Genomic DNA, 22153 nt, shown 5'->3' with positions numbered 1-22153 from the left:
ACCGTCTCTGTTGTCAACGAACGGTAATCCAGCTGCGCTCCTGCACGGAGCGCAGCGCGGCGGCTATCAGCCGGTCCACCTCGTAGCCGTCGCGGAAGGTGGGCCAGACTGGCGCACCGCCGGCGATGGCCTGCAGAAAATCGCGCGCTTCGATGACGATCTGCTCGTTGTACCCGGTGCCGTGCCCCGCGCCCTGGCTGAACGCCAGGTAGTCGGGGTGGGCGGGCCCCATCAGCAGGCGCTGGAAACCCTGGCGCTGCGCGGGACGACCGGCGTCGTACAGCCACAGTGCATTCTGGTCTTCCTGATCGAAGGCGATCGCGCCTTTGGTCCCCGTGATGCGGTAGGTGTAGCCCATCTTGCGGCCGGCCGCCACGCGGCTGAAGGTGAGGGCGCCGAGCGCGCCGCTGGCAAAGCGCAGCATCATATTGCCCTGGTCGTCGTTTTCCACCGCTTCCATGCCGTGCGGGCCTTGCCGCTGCGCGTGCACGGTATTCATGTCGGCCACCAGCGCGTCGACGGAACCGCCCAGGCGCAGGGCCAGGTTGAGCAGGTGCGAGCCCACGTCGGCCAGCGCGCCGGCGCGCGTTGCCGTCGCTTCGCGCGTGCGCCACGAAGCGGGCGCGCGCGGGTCGTGCAGGTAGTCTTCCACGTGTTCGGCGGCGACGTGGATGATCTCGCCGATCTCTCCCGATTCGATGATCTGCCGCGCCAGCTGGCTGGCGGGCGTGCGGATGTAGTTATAGCCGACCATATTGGCCACGCCCGCGCTTTCCGCCGCCTGCGCCAGCATCAGGGATTCGGCGGCCGTCATGCCCAGCGGCTTTTCGCAGAAAACGGGTTTGCCCAGGGCCAGCGCCGCCAGCACGATGTCCTTGTGTGTGGCCGGTGGCGTGGCGACGATGACGGCGTCGATGGCGGGATCATTGACCAGCGCGCGCCAGTCGCCCGTGGAGCGGTTCCAGCCCAGTTCCTGCGCGCTGTGGGCGGCGCCTTCGCTGCTGCTGGTGGCGATGCAGGCGCACACGGGATTCAGCGCCGTGTGAAAAATGCTGCGCACGGCCTTGTAGGCGATGGTGTGGGCCTTGCCCATGTAGCCGGCGCCGATCAGGCCGATGTGGATGTCTTGCATATGCGGGTACTCCGTTCGTGTCGCGGTGAGGGATTCAGGCTTGCCGGCGCCAGGCGTGGCTGTCCAGCGCGTCGATAAAGCGCGCAGCGGGCCAGTCCTGCGCCAGCGCTTCGTGCATCAGCTGCTGCTGCGTGGGCGGCGCCATGCCGGCGATGGGCTGGTCGCGGTCGAGGTTGCTGGGGAAGGCATAGCCTTCGGCGCAGGCGGCAATCGCGTGGCTGATGCCAATGTCATCCAGGACTCCCTGCGCGCGCAGCGCCTGCAGGGCCGGATACAGTGCGGCGCTCATGGCGCGGCGGTCCAGCGCTTCCATGGCGCGCCCGAACGGCGACGACACTTGCAGCAGGTTGGCCATGCGGCGGATGTCGGACGAGCGGTTATGCCCGGCCGCGTGGAACAGGGCGGGGTTGAAGAACACGGCGTCGCCTTTGGACAGGGGCAGCTGCACGCAATGCTGCGCAAAGTAGTCGCGGAATGGCCGCTGCTGCCAGGCGAGAAAACCGGCGCGGTAGCGCTGCGACCCGGGCAGGTACAGGGTGGGGCCCGATGCCAGCGGCATGTCGCAGTGGGCGACGGCGCCCTGCAAGGTCAAGAGGGCCGTCATCTGGTGCACGGGCGCGGGGTAGGCGGCGCAGCTGGCGGCGCTCTGGAAGCCCAGGTGATAGTCGCGGTGCGGCGCCTGGGCCGCTCCGCCCGGGTTGACGACATTCACTTGCGCCGTCATCTGGTAGGCGGGCCCGAGCCAGGCCTCGGCGATCCAGGCGAAGACGGGGTTGGCGTAATAGCGCGCGAATGCCTCGGGTGCCCGCAGACACAGTTTTTGCTGGGCGTTCCAGATGCGGTCATTCGCGCCAGCCTTGGCAAAATGGTCGCCGCCCGCCTGGCCGCTCGCATGCTGTTCGGCGATCAGCGCGCGAAACACGCCGCTGACCTGTTCCAGCGTGTCCATGTCGGCGACGGCGCGTTGCAGCACGATGACGCCCGGACCATCCATCAGCGCCCGGCCCCATTCGGCCTGCAGCGCGCGCAGCGACACCGCACTGGCGGCCAGCGCGCGCACCCGGTCGCAGTCGTAGACGAGAATGTTTTCTTTCACCGCTGCGGCGTGGGGATAGTCGGCCAGCGCCGTGCATAGGCTGACGGTGGCGATGAAGTCTTGCAGATCGCAGTTTTCTGATGCCAGCCAGAAGGGGCTGGGCGGCGCTGCGGCGGCGTCTGTGGTGGGCATGCGGTGTCTCCGTTGTTTAAGTTGTAGAATCAGTATAGGGATGAAAATCCGCATTTTTCATCAAAAAATCCATCAAAAAACCATCAATCTGAATTGGATATGGCATGACGCATCCGTTCCCCGTCAAGGTCGTGGCGCTGCAGGCCGGCGTCAGCGTGGCCACCGTCGACCGCGTGATCAAGCAGCGCGGCGGCGTGCACGCCAATACTGTGCGCCGCGTGATGCAGGCGCTCGATGAACTGGCGCGGCAAAGCACGCAGGTGGGCCTGGCCGGCAGAAAATTCATGCTCGATGTGCTGATGGTGGCGCCGCGCCGCTTCACGGACGCCGTGCGGGCCGCGCTGGAGGCCGAATTGCCGTCGCTGCATCCGGCCGTGCTGCGTTCGCGCTTTCACCTGCATGAAACGCTGGACGTGGACGGCATCGTCGACCTGCTGGAGCGCATCCGCAAGAACGGTAGCCACGGCGTGCTGCTGAAAGCACCGGACTTGCCAGCGGTGGCGGAAGCGGTGAACCGGCTGGCGGCGGCCGGCATTCCCGTGGTGACCCTGGTGACTGACTTGCCAGGCTCCGCGCGCCGCAGCTACGTGGGCATGGATAACCGCGCGGCGGGCGAGACGGCCGCCTGCCTGGTCGGCCAGTGGCTGGGCAGCAGGAAAAAACAGCAGGTGCTGGTGACCCTGAGCAGCAACCGCTTTCATGGCGAGGAAGAGCGCGAGATCGGCTTTCGCCGGGCGCTGCGCGAACGTCACCGCCATTTATCCATCGTCGAAGTGAGCGAGGGCCACGGCATCGACGGGGCCACGGGGGCGCTGGTGCGTCTAGCCCTGGCAGATCATCCGGGCATCGCCGCCGTGTATTCGATCGGCGGCGGCAATGCCGCCATCGTGCAGGCCTTTGCGCGAGCGGGCCGACCCTGCCAGGTCTTCATCGGTCATGATCTCGACGCGGACAACGTGGCGCTGCTCAAGTCGGGCGCCATCCAGGCCGTGCTGCACCACGACCTGGGCCAGGACATGCGCCGTGCATGCCAGGAAATCCTGCGGGCACAGGGCGCGCTGCCGGCCCTGGCGCAATCGCCGTCACTGTCCGCCATCCAGATCGTCACGCCGTGGAACCTGCCCGTCCTGAACGGGGTGAATTGACAGGCCTGCGAGGCTGGCCGATACTCGCCGCTTCGCTCATCGCTCACCTTTGAAGGAATCCCCCGATGTCCGTCACTCCGCAATTGTGCAAGACCGTGCTCGCCGCCGCGCTGGCCATGCCCGCCATGGCGGCCGACCCCGTCGTTTCCGCAGCTGCTTCCGCGTCGTCCGCCTGGGTCGAGGCCAGCAACCGCAACGCGGCCATCGTGCTGGCGGCGCAGGCGCAGTTCTCGCCCGAAGACGCGTCCGACAGGGGCCTGGCCCAGTACGACGGCCTGGCCGCCGACCTGGGGCCGGACATCACCGGGCGCCAGGTCGCGGCCATGCGGAAGGCGCGCGCGCAGTTGCAGCAGAAGCTGGAACTGGAACGCGACGAACGCATACGCCAGGACCTGGAAATTCTGATCGGCGCCGTCGACCAGGAAATCGCCGGCACCGAGCTGGAAGCCAGATACACCTTGCCGTGGGTCGATGTGCCGCAAATGGTCTTTGGCAGCATGCAAAGCCTGCTGCAGGAGCAGCGCCCGGCCGCGCGCCGCGCCAAGGCGCTTGAGCGCCTGCGGCGCTATGTGGGCCAGTTCCCGGGCAGCACGCCGATCACGCAGCAGGCGAAGGCGCGCTTCACGGAGAAAATCGGCACGCCTGACCTGGCCGGTCCCGTGCGCCTGCAGGTGGCGCAGTCGCTGGAAAACGTGCCCACGTATATCGCCGGCATCCGCAAGCTGTTCGCCGACATGAAGATCGCGGGCGCCGAACCCGCGCTGGCCGCCATGGAGCAGCAGCTGAACGACTATGCGGCATGGGAAAAGCAGGTGGTGCTGCCATTGGCGCGCACGGATTTCCGCATGGCGCCCGAGCTGTACGCGTTTCGCCTGAAGCAGGTGGGCATCGACATCGAGCCGCGCGCGCTGGTGGAACGGGCGCAGGTATCCTACCTGGAAACGCGCGCCGCCATGCAGGCGCTGGCGCCCGTGGTGGCGGCCAGGCTGGCCTTGAAGGGCGTCGACGGTAGCGACTACCGCCAGGTGCTGCGCGCGCTGAAGAGCGATTCCATCCCCAACGCGCAGCTCGAAGCGCACTACAAGGGCGTCAATACGCAGCTCGAGGAACGCATCGCCCGGCAGCGCGTGGTCGATATCCCTGCGCGCGCCATGACCATGCGCCTGGCGTCCGCCGCCGAATCGGCGGCCCAGCCGGCGCCGCATATGCGTCCGCCTCCGCTGATCGGCAATACGGGAGAGCACGGCCAGTTCGTCCTGCCCGTCAGCAATCCGGCTGCCAGCGGCAAGGGCGAAGCGTATGACGATTTCAACTTCGCGGGCGCGGCCTGGACCCTGAGCGCGCACGAGGGCCGCCCTGGCCACGAGCTGCAATTCAGCGCCATGGTGGAACGGGGCGTGTCGCAGGCGCGCAGCCTGTATGCGTTCAACAGCGTCAACGTGGAAGGCTGGGCGCTGTACGCGGAAGCGGAGATGATCCCGTACGAGCCGGCCGAGGGCCAGTTCATCGCGCTGCAGTTCCGCATGCTGCGCGCGGCGCGCGCCATGCTCGACCCGATGCTGAACCTGGGACAAGTCACGCGCGAAGAGGCGGGCCGCATCCTGACGGATGAAGTGATGCTGTCGAAACCGATGGCGCGCCAGGAGCTGGACCGCTACACCTTCAACATGCCGGGCCAGGCGGGCAGCTATTTCTACGGCTATACGCGCATCCTGCAGCTGCGCGCGGAAACGGAGCTGGCGCTGGGAGACCGATTCGACCGCCTGGCCTTCAACAACTTCCTGCTGGGACAGGGCTTGCTGCCGCCGGACTTGCTGGCCAAGGCCGTGCGCGAACACTTCATCCCCGGGCAGAGAAAAGCGAAGGGCTGACGGCGGGCGACTCGCGCCGCATACCCTATACTGGCGTCCTTGAATAATGACGTGAGCGTGGCTGCATGTGGCGTGGGATCGTATCTGGTTTGCTGGCCGGCGCCTTCTGGGGCGCCGTTTTCATTGTGCCCGTCTTGCTGCCGGATTTTTCTCCGGCCGAGCTGATGGTGGGACGCTACATCTGCTATGGCGCGCTGGCGGCCGGCTTGATGCTGCCGCGCCTCCTGCCCCTGCTGCGCCGGCTGCGGCGCGGCGACTGGCTGGCCATGCTGCGCCAGGCGCTGGCGGGCAACGTCGTGTATTACCTGCTGCTGGCGTATGGCGTCAAGCTGGCCGGCGTGGCGCCCACGTCGCTGATCATCGGTTTGCTGCCCCTGAGCGTGACGCTGTTCGGCCACAAGGACCACGGCGCGCCGCCCTTGCGCCGCCTGGCCTTGCCGCTGCTGCTGGTGGCCGCAGGCATTGCCTGCATCAATGTCGATATCTTCAGCCAGGCAGGCGGCGCGGGTGCGGACGGCGCCAGCCTGGCGCACAAGCTGGCGGGCGTGCTGTGCGCCATCGGCGCGCTCGCGTGCTGGACCTGGTATGCGCTCGACAATGCCCGTTTCCTCAAGCGCCATGCGCATGTCAGCGCCGCCGAGTGGTCCATGCTGTATGGCCTGGCCAGCGGCGTCATCGCGCTGGTCGTGGGCGCCGTGATGCTGGCGCTGCAGCCGGCGGGCGGCGCCGATGGCGCTCCGGCGCGCGACTGGCCCCGCTTCTGGTTTGTGTGCCTGCTGCTGGCGCTGGGCGCTTCCGTGATCGGCAACTACCTGTGGAATTTGGCGTCGCGCCGGGTGCCCGTCACCCTGTCGGGCCAGCTGATCCTGTCGGAGACCCTGTTCGCGCTGCTGTACGGCTTCGTCTACGCGCAGCGCATGCCGCGCCCGCTGGAGTGGGCGGCCGTGCTCCTGCTGACGGCGGGCGTGCTGTGGTCCGTGCAGCGGCATGCGCACGAGGAGGCAGAGGGGCGGGGAGAAGGGCGTGGGGCAGGGCGGACGTAGCGAAAAATACATCGTTGTCAGTCCGCCGTTTGCCCTGGGCCGGCCGTATAATGACGCTCATTTGCCGGTCACCCAGGGAGTTCCGCTTGCAGCTACCGATCCGTTATCCGAACATGCCGCAACTGCTGCTGAAGGCGCGCGACAGCCTGCTTCAGCATTTCCGCCCCATCCTCAATCACTTCGGCGTGACGGAGCAGCAGTGGCGCATCATGCGCGCGCTGAACGAAAGCCCCACCCTGGAGCCGCGCGAACTGTGCGAGATCTGCCAGATTTCCAGCCCCAGCATGAGCGGCATCCTGGCGCGCATGGAAGAGATCGGCCTGATCGGGCGCAGCAAGTTCGAAGGCGACCAGCGCCGCCGCAAGGTGCACCTGTCGGAAGCGGGCGCCAGCCTGCTGCTGCAGATGGGTAAGCTGATCGACCTGCAATATGCCCACTTGGAAGCGGCCTACGGCAAGCAGGTGTTCGAAGACATGCGCCGCGCGCTGGAAGCCTTCATTGCCCTCGAAACCCTGCCGGTGGCGCCCGCCATCCTGCGCTGAACCCCAAACTTTTCCTTGCCTGAGCATCCATCGGGCGCGTGTTTTTCGACACGCGCCGCCGCTGCTTTTGTCATGCCCGTTCCACGCATTGCCGCACCTTGCCGGGCGTGCGCCTGCGCGCCTTCTGGTTTTGCTATAAGACTAATCAATGTTTTGCTATAAGACTATGCTCTACAGTCAATCACTTATATGTGAGTAAATAAGCGTATAATTTGCCGCACTTGATCCAGATCAAGAAGAACAGCGGATGCCCCATTGTTGATGGGGCGGCAACGGGGCGCCACGCCCGTATTTCGCCAGATAAAACAGGAAAGTCAGGAAAAAAATGAACCATACATGCATGCGCGCTGCGGCGCTGGCCGTTTCCACGCTCATCGGCGCAAACGTTTGCGCCCAAAGCAATGTCACCATCTATGGCGTGGTCGACGCGGCCACCGCGTACGCGAGCAACCAGGGCGGCAAGTCGAACACCTACATGCGCAGCGGTAACTTGTCCGCCAGCAAGATCGGTTTCCAGGGCGTGGAAGACCTGGGCGGCGACCTGAAGGCGCTGTTCCTGCTGGAGAACGGCTTTGAAAGCGATACGGGTGCGCAAAGTTCGGCCAGCGCCCTGTTCAACCGCCAGGCTTACGTGGGCCTGCAATCGCACGCCTACGGCAGCCTGACGGCCGGGCGCCAGTACACGCCGTACTACCTGCTCGTGGGTTCCCTGGCGTCGAGCAACGTCTTGACGGGCGCCACCGGCGCACACCCGGGCGATATCGACGGCCTCGATACGACCGTGCGCATCAGCAATTCCGTCACCTACAGCATGCCAGCGTGGCGCGGCTTGCAGGCCAGCGCGCAATACGGCTTCGGCGAAGCGGCCGAGGGCAATGCCGTGGGCAGCAGCTTCAGCGCCGCCGTCAAGTACAGCACGGCGCCGGCGGAATTTGCGCTCGGCTACCTGAAACTGAAGAATGGCGAGAACGGCACCGGCTGGAGCGACAAGGCCTCGGCCAGCTTTGGCATCTCCGCCATCAACCAGGGCTACGCCTCGGCCGACAGCATCGAATTCATCGCCGCCAGCGCCCGATACACCATGGGCAAGTGGATGGTGGGCGCCAACGCCAGCAACGTGCAATACCAGGCGGGCAGCCATTCCACGTTCCGCGACACGGCCATCTTCAACACGGCCGGCCTGATCGCCAGCTACCAGTGGACGCCGCAGTGGTTCCTGAGCGCCGGCTACAGCGACACCTACGCCAGCCGCGCCAACGGCGTGTCGGACCGCGCGCGCTACCGCCAGCTGTCGTTCGAACAGAATTACGCGCTGTCCAAGCGCACGGCGATCTACCTGATCGAAGCGCGCCAGCTGGCGCGCGGCCAGACCCTGGGCCAGAACGGCGCCATCGTCGACGCCGTCGCCTCGGTCGGCGATTCGCAAAACGGCACGCCGTCGTCGAACGGCGGCCAGACGGTGGTGATGGTCGGTCTCAAGCATTCTTTCTGAACGGTTGCTGAACTCACGGGAGCTTCAATTGGACGCTACACACAACAAGGAGGGCCGCGGCCCCCTGAATCCCGGCCGCCGCATGGTGCTGGCCGGCTTGCTGTCGGCTTCGGCCGCGGCGCTGATTCCCTGGGCGCTGGCCGAACCGGTCGCCAGTGCGGAGCAGGGCGCCTTCCTCGGCGTGTCGGCCATGCTGGTGGGGCGCCAGGTGCTCGATCCCGTGCTGGCCAAACGCCTGTATGAGGCGCTGGTGGCGCAGGACGCTGCCTTCCCCGCGAATGTGCGCGCGCTGCTGGCCCTGATCAATGCGCAGGGCTTGCAGGCGGCCGGCCTGCAGGAAGCGCTCGATGCGCTCGACCCGGCACTGTCGCCGCTGGCGGCCCTGCCGCGCCAGATCGCCAGCGCCTGGTACCTGGGCATCGTCGGCACGGGCGAAGCGGCCGTCTGCGTCGCCTACGAGCAGGCGCTGAACGCGGCCGTCGTGGCCGACGTCCTCAAGCCTCCCACGTATTCCTACGGCGCCTACGGCAGCTGGGCCAGAAAACCCATTTAAGGAGCCATCATGGCTGAAGCACTCTCCGCCGATTACCTCGTGATCGGCTCCGGCATCATCGGTTCGCTCGCCGCGCGCAAACTGGCGCTGGCGGGCGCCTCGGTGCTGATCCTGGAAGCGGGCCCGCGCGTGTCGCGCGGCGAAATCGTCGCCCGTTTCCGCAACACGACGCGCCGCAGCGACTGGATGTCGCCGTATCCGTCCGTCGCCACGGCGCCGCACCCGATCTACCAGCCGAAGGATAACGGCTACCTGGTGCAGGCGGGCCCGTACCCGTATCCGGCCGAATACATCCGCCAGTTCGGCGGCACCTCGTGGCACTGGGCCGCGCAGGCCTGGCGCAATGTGCCGAACGATTTCCGCATCCATACCTTGTATGGCGTGGGCGTCGACTGGCCCATCAGCTACGAAGACCTGGAGCCGTTCTACCAGGAAGCGGAAGAGATCATGGGCGTCTCGGGTGCCGAGAATACGGGTTCGCCGCGCAAGCAGCCATTCCCGATGGATCCCGTGACGGAGCCGTACGCCATGCGCCGGATCCGCGAACGCCTCGACCCGTCGTTCAAGGTGGTCGGCAACACGGTGGCGCGCAACAGCGTCAGCTACGATGGCCGCCCGGCCTGCTGCGGCAACAACAGCTGCCAGCCGATCTGCCCCATCGACGCGCAATACCACGGCGGCATCGCCGCGCAGCAGGCGGAAGACGCGGGCGTGAAGATCGTCTGCAACGCCAACGTCTACAAGCTGGAACACGACGCGCAGGGCCGCATCACGGCGGCCTTGTACTACGACGTGGATAAAAAAAGTCACCGGGTCACGGCCAAGACCTTCATTCTGGCCGCCAACGGCATCGAAAGCCCCCGCTTGCTGCTCGTTTCCGCCACGGACAAGTACCCGAACGGCCTGGCGAACAGCAGCGACATGGTGGGCCGCAACCTGATGGACCACCCGAGCACCTCGATCACCTTCGACGCCGATGAAGACCTGTGGCTGGGCCGGGGCCCGCAAAGCCCCAATTCCATCAATACCATGCGCGATGGCGACTTCCGCAGCGAACATTCGCCATACCGCCTCGATTTCACGAACATTTCGCGCGTGGATGGCGCGACCAGGGAGTTGATCGGCAAGGGCGTGTTTGGCGCGGAATTCGAACAGCAGCTGCGTTTCCGCTCGGCCCGTGAAATGAGCCTGAAAAACGTGCTGGAAGTGCTGCCGAACCCGGAAAACCGCATCGCCCTCAGCAGCGAGAAGGATGCCATGGGCATCCCCAAGCCGCAGGCGCATTATGCGATCGACGAGTACACGAAACGGGGCCACGAGCGCTCGAAGCAGGATTTCGAGCAGATCGCCAGACTGATGGGCGGCACCAATCTGCGCCACAGCAAGGAAGGCGTGTTCGCCAACAACCAGCACATCTGCGGCACCCTGTCGATGGGTTCCGATCCGGCCAAGGCCGTGTGCGACCAGTGGGGCCGCACCTTCGACCATGCCAACCTGTTCCTGTGCAGCACCGGCGTGCTGCCCACGTCCGGCACCTGCAATTCGACGGAAAACGGCCTGGCCGTGGCACTGCGCACCGTCAAGCATATCCTCGACGAACAACAGGGAGGAACAGCATGATGGCGACCTTCAGAATGGCGGCCGGCGCCGCCTTGCTGGCACTGGCCTTGCCTGTGCTGGCGGCGAACGCCCCTGGCGCCGACGTGCAGGCCATCGAACGTGGCCGCTACCTGGCGACGGCGGGCGACTGCATCGCCTGCCACAGCGTCCCGGGCGGCAAGCCGATGGCGGGCGGACTGTCCCTGGCCACGCCGCTGGGGGCCATCGTCGCCACCAACATCACGCCGTCGACAACGCACGGCATCGGCAACTACACGCTCAAGCAGTTTTCCGACGCCGTGCGCCATGGCGTGCGGGCCGACGGCGCGCACCTGTACCCGGCCATGCCCTACACGGCCTACGCCAGGGTGACGGATGACGACACGGCCGCCCTGTACGCCTACTTCATGCATGGTGTGGCGGCGGTGGACACGGCGCCGGCAACACAGACGGACTTGCCGTTCCCGTTCAACATCCGCCTGTCGATGGCGGGCTGGAATTGGATCTTCCTCGACAAGAAGCCGTTCGTGGCCGATCCAGCCAAGAGCATGGAGTGGAACCGCGGCGCCTACCTGGCGCAAGGGCTGGCCCACTGCAGCACCTGCCACACGCCGCGCAACGCGCTGATGGCCGAGCAGCTGTCGAAGGAGCTGGGGGGCTTTGATCTGGGCACCTGGTTTGCGCCGAACATCAGCTCGGACGCCAACAGCGGCATCGGCAGCTGGAGCCAGCAAGACCTGGTCGACTACCTGCGCACGGGCCGCGCCGCGCACCGGGGGCAGGCAGCCGGACCGATGGCCGAAGCCATCGACCATAGCCTGAAGCACCTGAGCGACGCGGACCTGAGCGCCATCGCGCACTACATCAAGAGCGTACCCGCCATCCGCGACAAGGCGGATACGAAACCGGTGACGCAATGGGGCCAGGCGGGCGATGAGCTCAATGCGATCCGCGGCGTGCCGCTGCCGCAAAACCTGAACAGGATGTCGGGTGCGCAGCTGTACGATGCGCAGTGCGCCAGCTGCCACCAGGCGAAGGGCGAGGGCAGTTTCGACGGCAGCTTGCCGCCCTTGTTCCACAACTCGGCGACGGGCCGCAGCAACAGCAACAATCTGGTGATGGCAATCCTCGATGGGGTGGAGCGGCAGGATGGCAAGGGTAATCATACTGCGGGACACCTGATGCCAGCCTTCCGCCAGACCCTGTCGGACGAGCAGATCGTCACCCTCGGCAATTACGTGCAGAAGATGTACGGCAATCCTGACGTGAAGGTGACGGCGGAACAGGTGACGACCCTGCGCAACGGCGGCGCGCCGTCGAACCTGATCGGCCTCGCCCGCGCCGCCATCATCGTCGCCGTGCTGGTGCTGCTGGCCTTGCTGCTGTGGTGGCGGGGACGGCGTCGCAAGGAAACATCCGCAGCTTAAAAAATCACCCTGAAGCAAAGGCTGGGGTCAGACCCGACAGGGTCTGACCCCTTTTTCTTGCGCAGATTTTTTGCAACTCGTTTGCATATGCGGAACTTATGTACTATCATGAGTTACATGAGACGCGACAGCAAACTATCATCGATCCTCCATGTGCTGCTGCACATGGCCCACGCGGGACGCCCGATGACGTCCGAGGAACTCGCCGGCTGCCTGGACACCAACCCCGTGCTGGTGCGGCGCGTGATGGCCGGCTTGCGCGAGCGCGGCTACGTGGCCTCGGGCAAGGGGCATGGCGGCGGCTGGCGCATCGTCTGCGACCTGCACAGGGTGACCCTGCAAGACATCTACGTGGCCGTCGGTTCGCCCACCATCTTCGCCATGGGAAACCGTGTCGACCAGCCGGGCTGCCTGGTGGAGCAGGTGGTCAACCAGTCGCTGGCCGGCGCCTTCGACGAAGCCGAGGCGCTGCTGATCCGGCGCTTCGGCGCCGTCACCCTGGCCGACCTGGCCGACCGTTTCAGCCAACAATATGCCATCCACCGAGGAGCACCCCATGCACATCTTTGACGCCATCATCGTCGGCGGCAGCTACGCCGGCCTGTCCGCCGCCACGCAACTGGCGCGCGCCCGCCGCCGCGTGCTGGTGATCGACGGCGGCCAGCGCCGCAACCGCTACGCCAGCCATTCCCACGGTTTCCTGACCCAGGACGGCAGCGGGACGGCCGCCATCGCCGCCGAGGGCAAGGCGCAGCTGCTGGCGTATGCCACCGTGTCCTGGCTGGACGGCACGGCCGTGCAGGCGGCAGCCAGCCGCGATGGCGATGGCTTCGACGTGATCCTGGCGGACGGCAATGTCGTTCACGGCCGCCGCCTGGTGCTGGCCACCGGCGTGATCGACGAGCTGCCGCCCGTCGATGGCTTGTCCGAGCGCTGGGGCGGCAGCGTCTTTCACTGCCCCTATTGCCACGGCTATGAACTGGAGCAGGGCGCCATCGGCGTGCTGGCCACGGGGCCCCTGTCGATGCACCATGCGCTGATGCTGCCCGACTGGGGCACGGTCACTTTTTTCCTGAATGGCGCGTTCGAGCCCGATGCGGCGCAGCTGGCGCAACTGGCCGCGCGCGGCGTGACGGTGGTGCGCACGCCCGTGGCGCGGATCGACGGCGTGGCCGACGTGGTCATGGCCGACGGCAGCCGCCATGCGATGGCCGGCCTGTTCGTGGCCACCCGCACCCGCCTGGCCAGTGCCCTGGCTGTGACGCTGGGCTGCGCGCTGGAAGAGGGCGCCATGGGTCCGTTCGTGCGCACCGACGAGCAAAAGGCCAGCAGCGTGCCCGGCGTCTTTTGCTGCGGTGACGCGGGCCGCATGGCCGGCAGCGTGGCGTTCGCGGTGGCCGACGGCGCCATGGCGGGCGTGGCGGCGCACCGTTCGCTGATGTTCGGGCTGGATCAGGCGGCAAAACCCCCGTCGATCTTCAGCCCCGCGCCCGTGACGAACGCCGCTTCGTCGCTGGCCAGGTAAGCCACCATGCCGGCGATTTCATCGGCCGTGCCGTGGCGGGGCAGGGCCATCAGGCCGTGCATCAGGTCGGCGAAGTCGCCCGTGGGCGGGTTCATGTCGGTGGCGACGGGGCCTGGTTCCACGTTGTTGATGGTGATGCCGCGCGGTCCCAGGTCGCGCGACAGGCCTTGCGTCAGGCCGCTCAGCGCCGATTTGCTCATGGCGTAGGCGGCCGCGCCGCCGAACGGCATGCGGTGCGCATTCGTGCTGCCGATATTGATGATGCGCCCGCCCGTCTGCATGTGCGCCACGGCCGCCTTGATGGCCACGAACACGGCGCGCACGTTGACGGCAATCGTCTTGTCGAAGTCCGCCAGCGAAAAATCATCGATGGCGCCGGGCAGGAACACGCCCGCGTTGTTGACGAGGATGTCGACACGGCCAAACTGCGCCGCCACCTTGTCTATGGCCGCCGTCAGGGCTGCGGCGTCGGCCGCATCGGCCTGCACGCCCAGCGCCTTGCCGCCGGCCGCTTCCACCGTGGCCGCCAGCGCCTGCGCTTCGGCGGCCGAGCTTTGATACGTGAAGACGACATGGGCGCCCTGGCTGGCCAGGCGGCGCACGATGGCCGCGCCGATGCCGCGCGAGCCGCCCGTCACAAAGGCGATCTTGTTCAGCAGTGACTGGGTATGGTTGGTTTGGGTTTGCATGATGGGCTTTCTGTGTGAGGAGTCGAGGAATTCAGTATCTAGGTTTCATTCCTGCCGCGCTAGCCATGAATCGCTACAATTACTTTCAACTAAAACGATCAAATGAGCGGGTAGAATAGGCGCATGGATGCCCTCAATCACTTGCAATCGTTTGTGCTGTCCGCCGAGCTGGGCAGCTTTTCGGCGGCCGCGCGCCGCCTGGGGCTGACGCCGGCGGCCGTCAGCAAGAACGTGGCGCGGCTGGAAACGAGCCTGGGCCTGCGCCTGTTCCAGCGCAGTACGCGCCGCCTGACCCTGACGGAAGGGGGTGAGCGTTTCCTGCAGCAGATCGGCGGCGCCCTGTCTACCCTGCGCGAGGCGATCGCCGGCGTGGCCGAAGAGGGCGGCCAGCCGGCCGGCATCCTGAAAATCAGCATGGCGCCGTCGTTCGGGCGCAGCTATGTCGTGCCCTTGCTGGGCGAGTTCATCGCGCGCTACCCGGGCGTCATTCCCGACTGCCATTTCGACAACCGGCAAGTCGACTTGATCGGTGAGGGCTTTGACGTGGCCATCGGCGGCGGCATCGAGCTCACGCCCGGCGTGGTGGCGCGCGAACTGGGTCACGCCCACATCGTCGCCACGGCGTCGCCCGCCTTCATGCAGGGGAAACGCATGCCCGCGCATCCTTCGGACCTGGCGCAATTCGACGGCGTGGCGCGCCGCTCGGCCGGCAGCGGCAGACTGCGCAGCTGGATATTGCGCGATGGTTCTGGCGGCGAAGGCGTGGCCGAATGCCGGCCACGCGCCATCTTCGACGATCCGGAAGCGATGGCGCAGGCAGCCCTCATGGGTGTCGGCGTGGCGCTGCTGCCCATGCCGCACGCGCTGGCCCATTTGCGCAGCGGCGCGTTGATCCGCCTGCTGCCCGGCTGGCATGCCGATTCCGGCCCCCTGTCCGTGTACTATCCCAGCAAGAAGCTGCTGCCCGCGAAGACGCGCGTCTTCGTCGATTTTTTGCTGGAGCAGTTCCGCCAGCGCGATTTCGCCGCGCAGATGCGGCCCGATTAAACAAAGAAAAATTCTCATGCCTGATAACTACAGTCTGTTTTACACCTTTGACGGCGATCAGCCGGCCCGCTTCCAGGAAGCGCGCGTATTCGGTACGACCGTCTGGACGGCCAGCGGCGCGGCCATGACCTGGGGCGCGGAGACGCGCACGCACTACGCCAGCGATGCCGAGGCGCACGCCGCCTACGTAGCCCGTTGCCAGGCGGCGCTGGCCGATGGCTATATCTTGGCGCGCGCCATGGTCATCGACCCGGCCGTCTTCGATTTCGCGCTGCTGCAAACCCTGGTGGCGCAGGCCGCGCGCCTGGCTTTCGACTGCGTGCGCCGTGCGCATCCGGAGCAGCACATCGACGCTTTCGCGCTGGTCAGCGACGACAGCGCCATGACCATCGGTCCCATGGCGAACAGCCGCGAAGCGCTGGCCGCCTCGGAATATGGCGAAGAGATGCTGTGGAACCCGGCCGAATGGGCGTTTGACGAGGGCGGCGCCTACTTCGACAGCGCCTACCGTTTGCTGCTGCAGGCGCACCGTGGCTTGCCGTTCGACGTCGCATTCGCCACCTTCCGCACCGGCGTGTTCGACGCCTGCATCGCGGCGCTGGCGCAGCTCGATGCCGAAGGCTGTTTTGGCACGGGCGCGCAGCGCGATCAAACCGTGCTGCTGTTCGAGGTCAGCGACAGCGAGCCGGTGGAAGGCGCGCTGGCGCGCTTGAATCCGCCAGCCGTGGCGGCGCGTTTCGAGGCGTGGATGGCCAGCTGGGCCGACTAGGTTCTACGCCGCCACCAGCCGCAACAGCGTGATCTCCGCCGGCGCACCGATGCGCTTCGGCGGCCCCCAATAACCCGTGCCGCGGCTGACATAAATCCACAGGCGACCTTGCCGGTGCAGGCCCGCCACGTAAGGCTGCTGCAGCGGCACGAACAGATTCCATGGCCAGAACTGGCCCCCGTGGGTGTGGCCCGACAATTGCAGGTCGTAGCCGGCCGCTTCCGCCTCGGGCGCGCTGCGCGGCTGGTGCGCCAGCAGGATGCGGAGGATATCGGCCGGTGCGCCGGCGATGGCGCCCTGCGGGTCGCTGCGTTGATCCGGATCGAAGGCGCCGGCATTGAAATCGGTGACGCCGGCCAGCGCCAGGCGCGCGCCGTCGTGCTCGAGCACCGCATGTTCGTTCATCAGCACGCGCAAGCCCAGGCGGCGAAATTCCGCCACCCATGGCGCGGCGCCCGAATAGTATTCGTGGTTGCCCGTGACGAGAAAGACGCCGTGGCGCGCCCGAAGCTCGCCCAGCGGCGCCGTATGGCTGGCCAGTTGCGCCACCGTGCCGTCGACCACGTCGCCCGTGATGGCGATGACGTCCGCTTGCAGGCCGTTGGCGCGCGCGACGATGGCGTCCACGTAGGCGCGCTTGATGGTGGCGCCCACGTGGATGTCGCTCAGCTGCACGATGTTAAAACCTTGCAGGGCGGCCGGCAGGCCGGTAATCGGCACCGTCACTTCGCGCACGCGCGCCACACGGCGGGCGTTGATGAAACCAAGGACGGTGGCCAGCAGCGCCAGGGCGAGCGCCGCCACGGCGGAGGCCTGGGCGTGGGGGCGGGTGGCGGGAACGAGCATCAGCAGTTCGCGCAGCATGGTGAGCACGAACAGCGAGGAAAAAAAGCCCATGCACAGCGAGCCGGCCCAGCTCAAACGGTCGGCCAGGCGCGCATCGTTGGTGACGGCGCGGGCGAAGATGGTCATCGGCATCAGCATGGTCGACGCCAGCAGGACGGCGCCGCCCAGCAGCCAGCCGGCCAGGCCGACGGGCAGCGCTGGCAGCAGCAGCCAGCCCAGCAGGGCATGCAGGGCGCCCAGTATCATGGTGATGCGCAGCAGCGGCGTGCGGGTTTTCATGTGATCGTTCCAATGGTGGGGTACCCGGCGCGGCGGATGCGATGCGGCGCCATCGCCGGCCGCCGATTATAGCCGACGCCTTGGCAACCGGCAGCCGGCCACCCCGCTCATGCTGCGCTCATGGCGTGATATGCAGCCCCAGCATGGCCAGCTTGCCGAAATCGACAGGCTTGGCGAAGTGCTCGTTGAACCCGGCCTGCAGTGCCGCCTGGCGGTCGTGTTCCTGGCCATAGCCGGTCAGCGCCACGAGCTGGAATTGCTGCGGTATCGGCAGCTGGCGCAATTTGCCGGCCACGTCGTAGCCGCTCATGTCGGGCAGGCCGATGTCGAGAAAGACGATGTCGGGCTTGAATTCCAGGGTGCGCTCGGTCGCTTGCGCGCCCGTGTAGGCCGTGCGCACCGTGTGGCCGTACATCTCCAGCAGTTCGGCCAGGGTGTCGGCCGCATCGCTGTTGTCGTCGACCACGAGGATGCGCTGGCTGCCGCCGCTGGCCGCTTCGGGCGCCGGCGCGGCGGCCGGCACGGGCACGTTGGCGTCGAGGGGCAGCATCACTTCGAAGGTGCTGCCCAGTCCCACGCCGGGGCTGTGCACGCTGACCTGGCCGCCGTGCAAGGTCACCAGGTTGCGCACCAGCGACAGGCCGATGCCCAGGCCGTCCTGCACCCGGTCGGGCGAATGGCCGCTCTGCTCGAACAGGCCGAAGATGCTGTCGATGCTGGCGGCGGCGATGCCGATGCCGTTGTCGCTCAGGCGGATGCGCACGTTGTCGCCTTCGCTCGCGGCGGAAATCGCGATGCGTCCGCCCGGCGCCGTGAACTTGGCCGCGTTCAGCAGCAGGTTGGCAACGATCTGCGACAGGCGCACGGCGTCGCCGCAGACCCACAGTTCTTCCTTGGGCAGATGCACGTCGAGCGCATGGCCGCGCGCCTCGATGCTGTGCGAACTCGTTTCCAGCGCGCTGCGGATGACGCTGGGCAGGCTCACGCTTTCCCATTGCAGCGAGATCTTGCCCTGCGAAATGCGCGACACGTCGAGCAGGTCGTCCACCAGGCGCACCAGGTGGTCCGTATGGCGGCCGATGGTGCGGCGCGCATTGTCCTGCACGGCCGGCACGACGGGGTCGAGCTTGCACAACAGGGCCAGCGCCGTGCGGATGGGGCCCAGCGGATTGCGCAATTCGTGGGCCAGGGTGGCCAGGAATTCATCCTTGCGGCGGTCCACGTCGCGCAGCGCGCGCTCGACCCGGCCCAGGCGCAGCAGCGCCTTGACGTTGGCGATCAGTTCATCGGCCTCGATCGGTTCGACCAGGTAATTGTCGGCGCCGCCATCGAGGGCGCGGATCTTGTCGGCCGTGCCGATGCACGAGGCCGACGTCTGCAGCACCAGGATGGTGTTCGTCTCGGCGCCGCCCTTCAGTTGGCGGCACACTTCCAGGCCGTTGATGTCGGGCAGCTTGACGTCGAGCAGGATCAGGTTAGGGCGGTCCTGGCGCGCGCGCAGCAGCGCGTCGCCGCCGTTCGAGGCTTCGATGACCTTGAAGCCGGCGCGTTTGAGGATGCGCGATTTGGCGTAGCGTGCGCCATCGCTGTCATCGACGTTCAGGATCAGAGCATCGCTGTTGTTATCCGGTAGCATGCGCATTGTCCCAGGTGGTTGTGCCTTGCGGCGGAACCGGCTCTTGCCGGTGGTGTTGGTTGCCGATCAGCGCGCGCAGGGTCGCCAGCAATTGCTGGCGCGACAGCGGCTTGACGTAATAGGCGTCGGCGCCCAGGGCCAGGCCCTTGCGCACGTCGTCGATCTCGGTGGCGACGATGACGGGCACCTGGCGCCGCAGCGGGTCGTTTTTCAGCTCGGCCAGCCAGTGCCAGGCCGTTTCGCCGTGCAGCAGGATGTCGAGGATGACGGCGGCGGGGCGCTGCTGTTCCCAGCGTTCCTGCGCCTCGCGCACGCTGCGCGCGGGGACGACGCGAAATTCGCTGCCGGCCAAGAATTTTTCATACAGCAGGCGCACGGGCGGATTGTCTTCCACCACCAGCACGCCGATGCGCTGGTCGTTGCCGTTGTCGTTGGCCGGCGCGCTCGGCGGCAGGCTGCCTTCGGGCGCATGGTAGCTGGTGGGCAGGACCACGGAAAACAGCGAACCGTGGCCCGGCGTGCTGTCTACCGACACCGTGCCATTGAGCAGGGTGGCCAGGTTGCGGCACAGGGGCAGGCCCAGGCCCGTGCCCTTGACCTTGCGCTGCATGTGGTTTTCCACCTGGCTGAATTCCTCGAAGATCAGCTGCACGTCTTCGGCATCGATGCCCAGGCCCGTGTCGGAGACGGAAAAGCGGATGGCGTCCTGCTCCGGCAAGGGCGTGGCGCTGACGACGATGGCACCCGCCTCCGTGAACTTGAGCGCGTTGGAGATGAAGTTGCGCAGGATTTGCGACAGCTTGCCTTCATCCGTATGGATCTGCAGCGCCGGGTCGGGGTCGATGAAGGTGAGCGTGAGCGTATCGGACACCAGCAGCGGGCGCAGCATGCCGCGCAGGGCGCTGAACAGGTCGGCCACCTGGAAGCTGTTGGCGTGCACGTCGACCTTGCCCGCCTCGATCTTGGCCAGGTCCAGCAGGTCGTTCACCAGGTCGCTCAGGCTGACGGCGCTTTGCAGGATGAACAGCACCTGCTTTTCCTGTTCCTCCGACAGTTCGCCGTCGATGCGGTCGAGCAGCAGCTTGGACAGGGCGCGGATGGAGCTGAGCGGCGTGCGGAATTCATGGCTCATGTTCGACAGGAAGCGCGACTTCATCTGGTCGGCGCGGCGCAGGTGGTCGGCTTTTTCATCGAGTTCCGCGAACAGCGCCACCACGCCCCGGTTGGTGTCTTCCAGTTCGCGCGTCAGCTGCAGCAAATCGTCCTGGCGCGTCTTCAGTTCGGCCAGGGTGCTCAGCAGTTCGCGGTTCTGCTGCTGCACCTCGGACAGCGTGATATCCGAGGGCAGCGCCTGCAGGCTGCCGGACAGGGTGCCGATGCTTTGCCCGTCGAGCAGGGGCGCGTCGCGCGGGAACAGCTTGTGCAGCGTGATTTGCGTGCCGTCGCCGGGCGCGCTGTGGATATGGCAGCGGTCCATCAGGCGCTGCGCGCCCAGGATGCCCAGGCCCATGCCCGTGGGCGAGCGGTAGGTGCCGGCCAGTATCCGGTCGAGCTGCGCGATGCCGGGACCCTGGTCCTCGATGCGGATGCTGAGCACCTGCGGTGCCGTCTGGCCATCGATGGCGAAATGCACCTTGCCGCTGCCCGCGTAGTTGTAGACGTTGCGCGCCAGTTCCGACACGGCCGTGGCGATGCGCACCTGATCCTGCACGCCGAAGCCGCACAGGGCGGCGATCTGCCGCGCGCGCTGGCGCGCCCCCACCACATCGAGTTCGCTGCCGATATGGACCGTCAATATGCGTTGCGTCATGCCCCACCTGTCCTTTCTGCCGTTACAGCCTGATGTTCCTCATGTTCGCGCAGCACCACCACCGTGACGTCGTCGCGCCCGCGCGAAAAATCGCGGTACAGCACGGCGGCGATCAGGCTGGGGTGGCATTGCGCCAGGCCCGGATACTGTTCCAGGTCCCAGCGCGTGTGCAAGCCGTCCGAGTGCATGATCAGGGTCGTGCCCAGCTGCCACGGATAGCAGAATTCCTGCACCTTGCGCAGATTGCTGCCGACGATGCCGTTATGCGACAGCAGATGCCGGCGCTGCTGCGCGTCGAAGGCGCAGGCGGCGATGTTGCCCACGCCGGCATAGCGCAATTCGCGGCGCGCGCTGTCGATATGCGCCACCGCCATGGCCGCGCCGCGCGTGGTGCGCAGCGCGCCGTGGGCCAGTTCGATGAAGGGGGCGGGCAGGGGCGGCAGGCCGGGCGTGTCGTGTTCCAGCAGGGCGCTGGCGCGTTCCGACGCGCGCGCCGCCAGCGGGCCGTGGCCCAGGCCATCGGCCACCATCAGGCTCAGTTCATGGCCTTCGCACACGACGTTCCACGCGTCGCCGCACACTTGTTCCGAGGCCAGCGGCAGGCACACGGCGCCGATGCGCCAGTTCGGATGGGCGGGAATGGCGCTGCTGGCGTTGGGTCCCCATACCACCATCATCAGCACCGTGCCCTTGCCGGGCCCCGTGTACAGGTCGAATTCCTGGCTCAGGCGGCGTATCGCGCCCAGCCCCACGCCGTAGGTGCCCGTGGTGGAATGGCCATCCTGCATGTGCTGGCGCACATTGGCCATGCCGGGGCCGTTGTCGATGGCCAGCACTTCGATGCCGCTGGTGCCGCCGCGCAGCACCTTGCGCAGCAGGATCTCGCCGCGCTGCGCGTGCTTGACGATGTTGGTGGCCGCTTCGCTGATGATGATGGCCAGCTGGCCCGTGCGCACGTCGTCGAAGCCGATGCGGCGCGCCAGCTCGTTGCCGGCGCGGCGGGCCGCGGCGATCTCGCTCGGTTCGCCGATGGGAAAACTTCTTTGCCTGAGAATGTCAGGCTGTGGTTCCTGGTGGTTCAAAACAGCTTCCATTTCGCGATGGTGACGGTGGTGCCCGCGCCGGGCGCCGTGTCGATGTGAAATGCGTCGGCCAGGCGCTTGGCGCCGCCCAGCCCCAGTCCCAGCCCGCCGCCGCTGGTATAGCCATCGGTCAGCGCCAGGGGAATATCGTCAATGCCCGGTCCCGCGTCGACGAAGCGCAGTTCCAGGCCCTGGCGCGCGCCATCGCTGACGCGCGCGATGCGCGCCTCGCCGCCGCCGCCGTAGCGCAGGGTGTTGCGCGCCAGTTCGCTGGCCGCCGTGATGATCTTGGTCTGTTCGATCAGGCCAAAACCCATGGCGACCATGCTGTCGCGCACCTGCTTGCGCAAGCGCACGACGTCTTCGTCGTTATGCAGGGGCAGGATCTGTTGCGCCCCCGGCTGCGCCCGCTCCTGTGCCTGCGCGCCTAGCATGGCG

Annotated in this window: 20 protein-coding genes; 12 read left to right on the top strand and 8 right to left on the bottom strand. The window is 66.9% G+C overall.

All coding sequences use genetic code 11. The features are described 5' to 3' along the window. Positions 1-13 precede the first annotated feature (13 nt). Together AC3RCG_RS16700 and AC3RCG_RS16695 are read right to left on the bottom strand one after the other, a co-directional pair. Complete coding sequence (locus AC3RCG_RS16700; RefSeq protein WP_492401144.1) at positions 14-1132, bottom strand: Gfo/Idh/MocA family protein; 1119 nt, start codon at positions 1130-1132, stop codon at positions 14-16. Between the two features lie 34 nt (positions 1133-1166). Then, the gene (locus AC3RCG_RS16695) at positions 1167-2360 is read right to left on the bottom strand and encodes a phytanoyl-CoA dioxygenase family protein (RefSeq protein WP_492401146.1); all 1194 of its coding nucleotides are present in this window, start codon (positions 2358-2360) and stop codon (positions 1167-1169) included. Positions 2361-2464: 104 nt separating this feature from the next. Between AC3RCG_RS16695 and AC3RCG_RS16690 the strand changes: the two genes are divergently transcribed. From AC3RCG_RS16690 to AC3RCG_RS16645, 10 genes are all read left to right on the top strand, one after another. Further along, positions 2465-3505, top strand: a complete 1041-nt coding sequence (locus tag AC3RCG_RS16690) for a LacI family DNA-binding transcriptional regulator (protein ID WP_492401147.1) — start codon at positions 2465-2467, stop codon at positions 3503-3505. 65 nt (positions 3506-3570) lie between these two features. Continuing rightward, positions 3571-5376: a DUF885 domain-containing protein gene (locus AC3RCG_RS16685; RefSeq protein WP_492401149.1), complete on the top strand. Its 1806-nt coding sequence runs from the start codon at positions 3571-3573 to the stop codon at positions 5374-5376. A gap of 65 nt (positions 5377-5441) precedes the next feature. Next, positions 5442-6419 carry a DMT family transporter gene (locus tag AC3RCG_RS16680; RefSeq protein ID WP_492401150.1) on the top strand — a complete coding sequence of 326 codons (978 nt, stop codon included), beginning with the start codon at positions 5442-5444 and terminating at the stop codon, positions 6417-6419. Positions 6420-6505: 86 nt separating this feature from the next. Further along, the gene (gene hpaR, locus AC3RCG_RS16675; RefSeq protein WP_230492117.1) at positions 6506-6961 is read left to right on the top strand and encodes a homoprotocatechuate degradation operon regulator HpaR; all 456 of its coding nucleotides are present in this window, start codon (positions 6506-6508) and stop codon (positions 6959-6961) included. A gap of 325 nt (positions 6962-7286) precedes the next feature. Next, the gene (locus AC3RCG_RS16670; protein WP_492401151.1) at positions 7287-8453 is read left to right on the top strand and encodes a porin; all 1167 of its coding nucleotides are present in this window, start codon (positions 7287-7289) and stop codon (positions 8451-8453) included. 28 nt (positions 8454-8481) lie between these two features. Beyond that, positions 8482-9006, top strand: a complete 525-nt coding sequence (locus AC3RCG_RS16665) for a sorbitol dehydrogenase family protein (protein ID WP_230502843.1) — start codon at positions 8482-8484, stop codon at positions 9004-9006. A gap of 9 nt (positions 9007-9015) precedes the next feature. Beyond that, positions 9016-10626, top strand: coding sequence for a GMC family oxidoreductase (locus AC3RCG_RS16660; protein WP_492401152.1), 1611 nt, complete (start codon positions 9016-9018; stop codon positions 10624-10626). After that, positions 10623-12032, top strand: a complete 1410-nt coding sequence (locus AC3RCG_RS16655; protein ID WP_492401153.1) for a c-type cytochrome — start codon at positions 10623-10625, stop codon at positions 12030-12032. The genes AC3RCG_RS16660 and AC3RCG_RS16655 overlap by 4 nt, the downstream gene beginning before the upstream one ends. 117 nt (positions 12033-12149) lie before the next feature. After that, positions 12150-12602: an Rrf2 family transcriptional regulator gene (locus tag AC3RCG_RS16650; protein ID WP_070310650.1), complete on the top strand. Its 453-nt coding sequence runs from the start codon at positions 12150-12152 to the stop codon at positions 12600-12602. Continuing rightward, entirely contained in the window at positions 12589-13557 is a 969-nt protein-coding gene (locus tag AC3RCG_RS16645; protein WP_492401154.1) for an NAD(P)/FAD-dependent oxidoreductase, read from the top strand. Before AC3RCG_RS16650 ends, AC3RCG_RS16645 begins: the two co-directional genes overlap by 14 nt. On the opposite strand, the gene AC3RCG_RS16640 is transcribed toward AC3RCG_RS16645, so the two are convergent. After that, complete coding sequence (locus tag AC3RCG_RS16640) at positions 13485-14246, bottom strand: SDR family oxidoreductase (protein ID WP_070291461.1); 762 nt, start codon at positions 14244-14246, stop codon at positions 13485-13487. The two genes, AC3RCG_RS16645 and AC3RCG_RS16640, sit on opposite strands and share 73 nt — an antisense overlap. Positions 14247-14369: 123 nt before the next feature. Between AC3RCG_RS16640 and AC3RCG_RS16635 the strand changes: the two genes are divergently transcribed. Then, positions 14370-15293 carry a LysR family transcriptional regulator gene (locus AC3RCG_RS16635; RefSeq protein WP_492401155.1) on the top strand — a complete coding sequence of 308 codons (924 nt, stop codon included), beginning with the start codon at positions 14370-14372 and terminating at the stop codon, positions 15291-15293. Between the two features lie 16 nt (positions 15294-15309). After that, positions 15310-16062: a DUF4303 domain-containing protein gene (locus tag AC3RCG_RS16630; RefSeq protein ID WP_492401156.1), complete on the top strand. Its 753-nt coding sequence runs from the start codon at positions 15310-15312 to the stop codon at positions 16060-16062. Positions 16063-16065: 3 nt separating this feature from the next. On the opposite strand, the gene AC3RCG_RS16625 is transcribed toward AC3RCG_RS16630, so the two are convergent. The 5 genes from AC3RCG_RS16625 to AC3RCG_RS16605 form a co-directional block, all read right to left on the bottom strand. After that, positions 16066-17187 (bottom strand): metallophosphoesterase, encoded by a 1122-nt coding sequence (locus AC3RCG_RS16625; RefSeq protein WP_492401157.1) that lies wholly within the window; start codon positions 17185-17187, stop codon positions 16066-16068. Between the two features lie 118 nt (positions 17188-17305). Continuing rightward, entirely contained in the window at positions 17306-18823 is a 1518-nt protein-coding gene (locus AC3RCG_RS16620) for an ATP-binding response regulator (RefSeq protein ID WP_492401159.1), read from the bottom strand. Then, positions 18810-20633, bottom strand: a complete 1824-nt coding sequence (locus tag AC3RCG_RS16615) for an ATP-binding protein (protein ID WP_492401160.1) — start codon at positions 20631-20633, stop codon at positions 18810-18812. The genes AC3RCG_RS16620 and AC3RCG_RS16615 overlap by 14 nt, the downstream gene beginning before the upstream one ends. Continuing rightward, entirely contained in the window at positions 20630-21715 is a 1086-nt protein-coding gene (locus tag AC3RCG_RS16610; protein WP_240453641.1) for an ATP-binding SpoIIE family protein phosphatase, read from the bottom strand. Before AC3RCG_RS16610 ends, AC3RCG_RS16615 begins: the two co-directional genes overlap by 4 nt. Further along, the gene (locus AC3RCG_RS16605; RefSeq protein ID WP_070291456.1) at positions 21712-22149 is read right to left on the bottom strand and encodes an ATP-binding protein; all 438 of its coding nucleotides are present in this window, start codon (positions 22147-22149) and stop codon (positions 21712-21714) included. Before AC3RCG_RS16605 ends, AC3RCG_RS16610 begins: the two co-directional genes overlap by 4 nt. Positions 22150-22153 lie beyond the last annotated feature (4 nt).

The organism is Janthinobacterium sp. GW823-FHT01H08 (genome assembly GCF_058797855.1).
The sequence above is the reverse complement of the archived record's forward strand: the minus strand, read 5'-3'. Positions and strand labels throughout refer to the sequence as shown.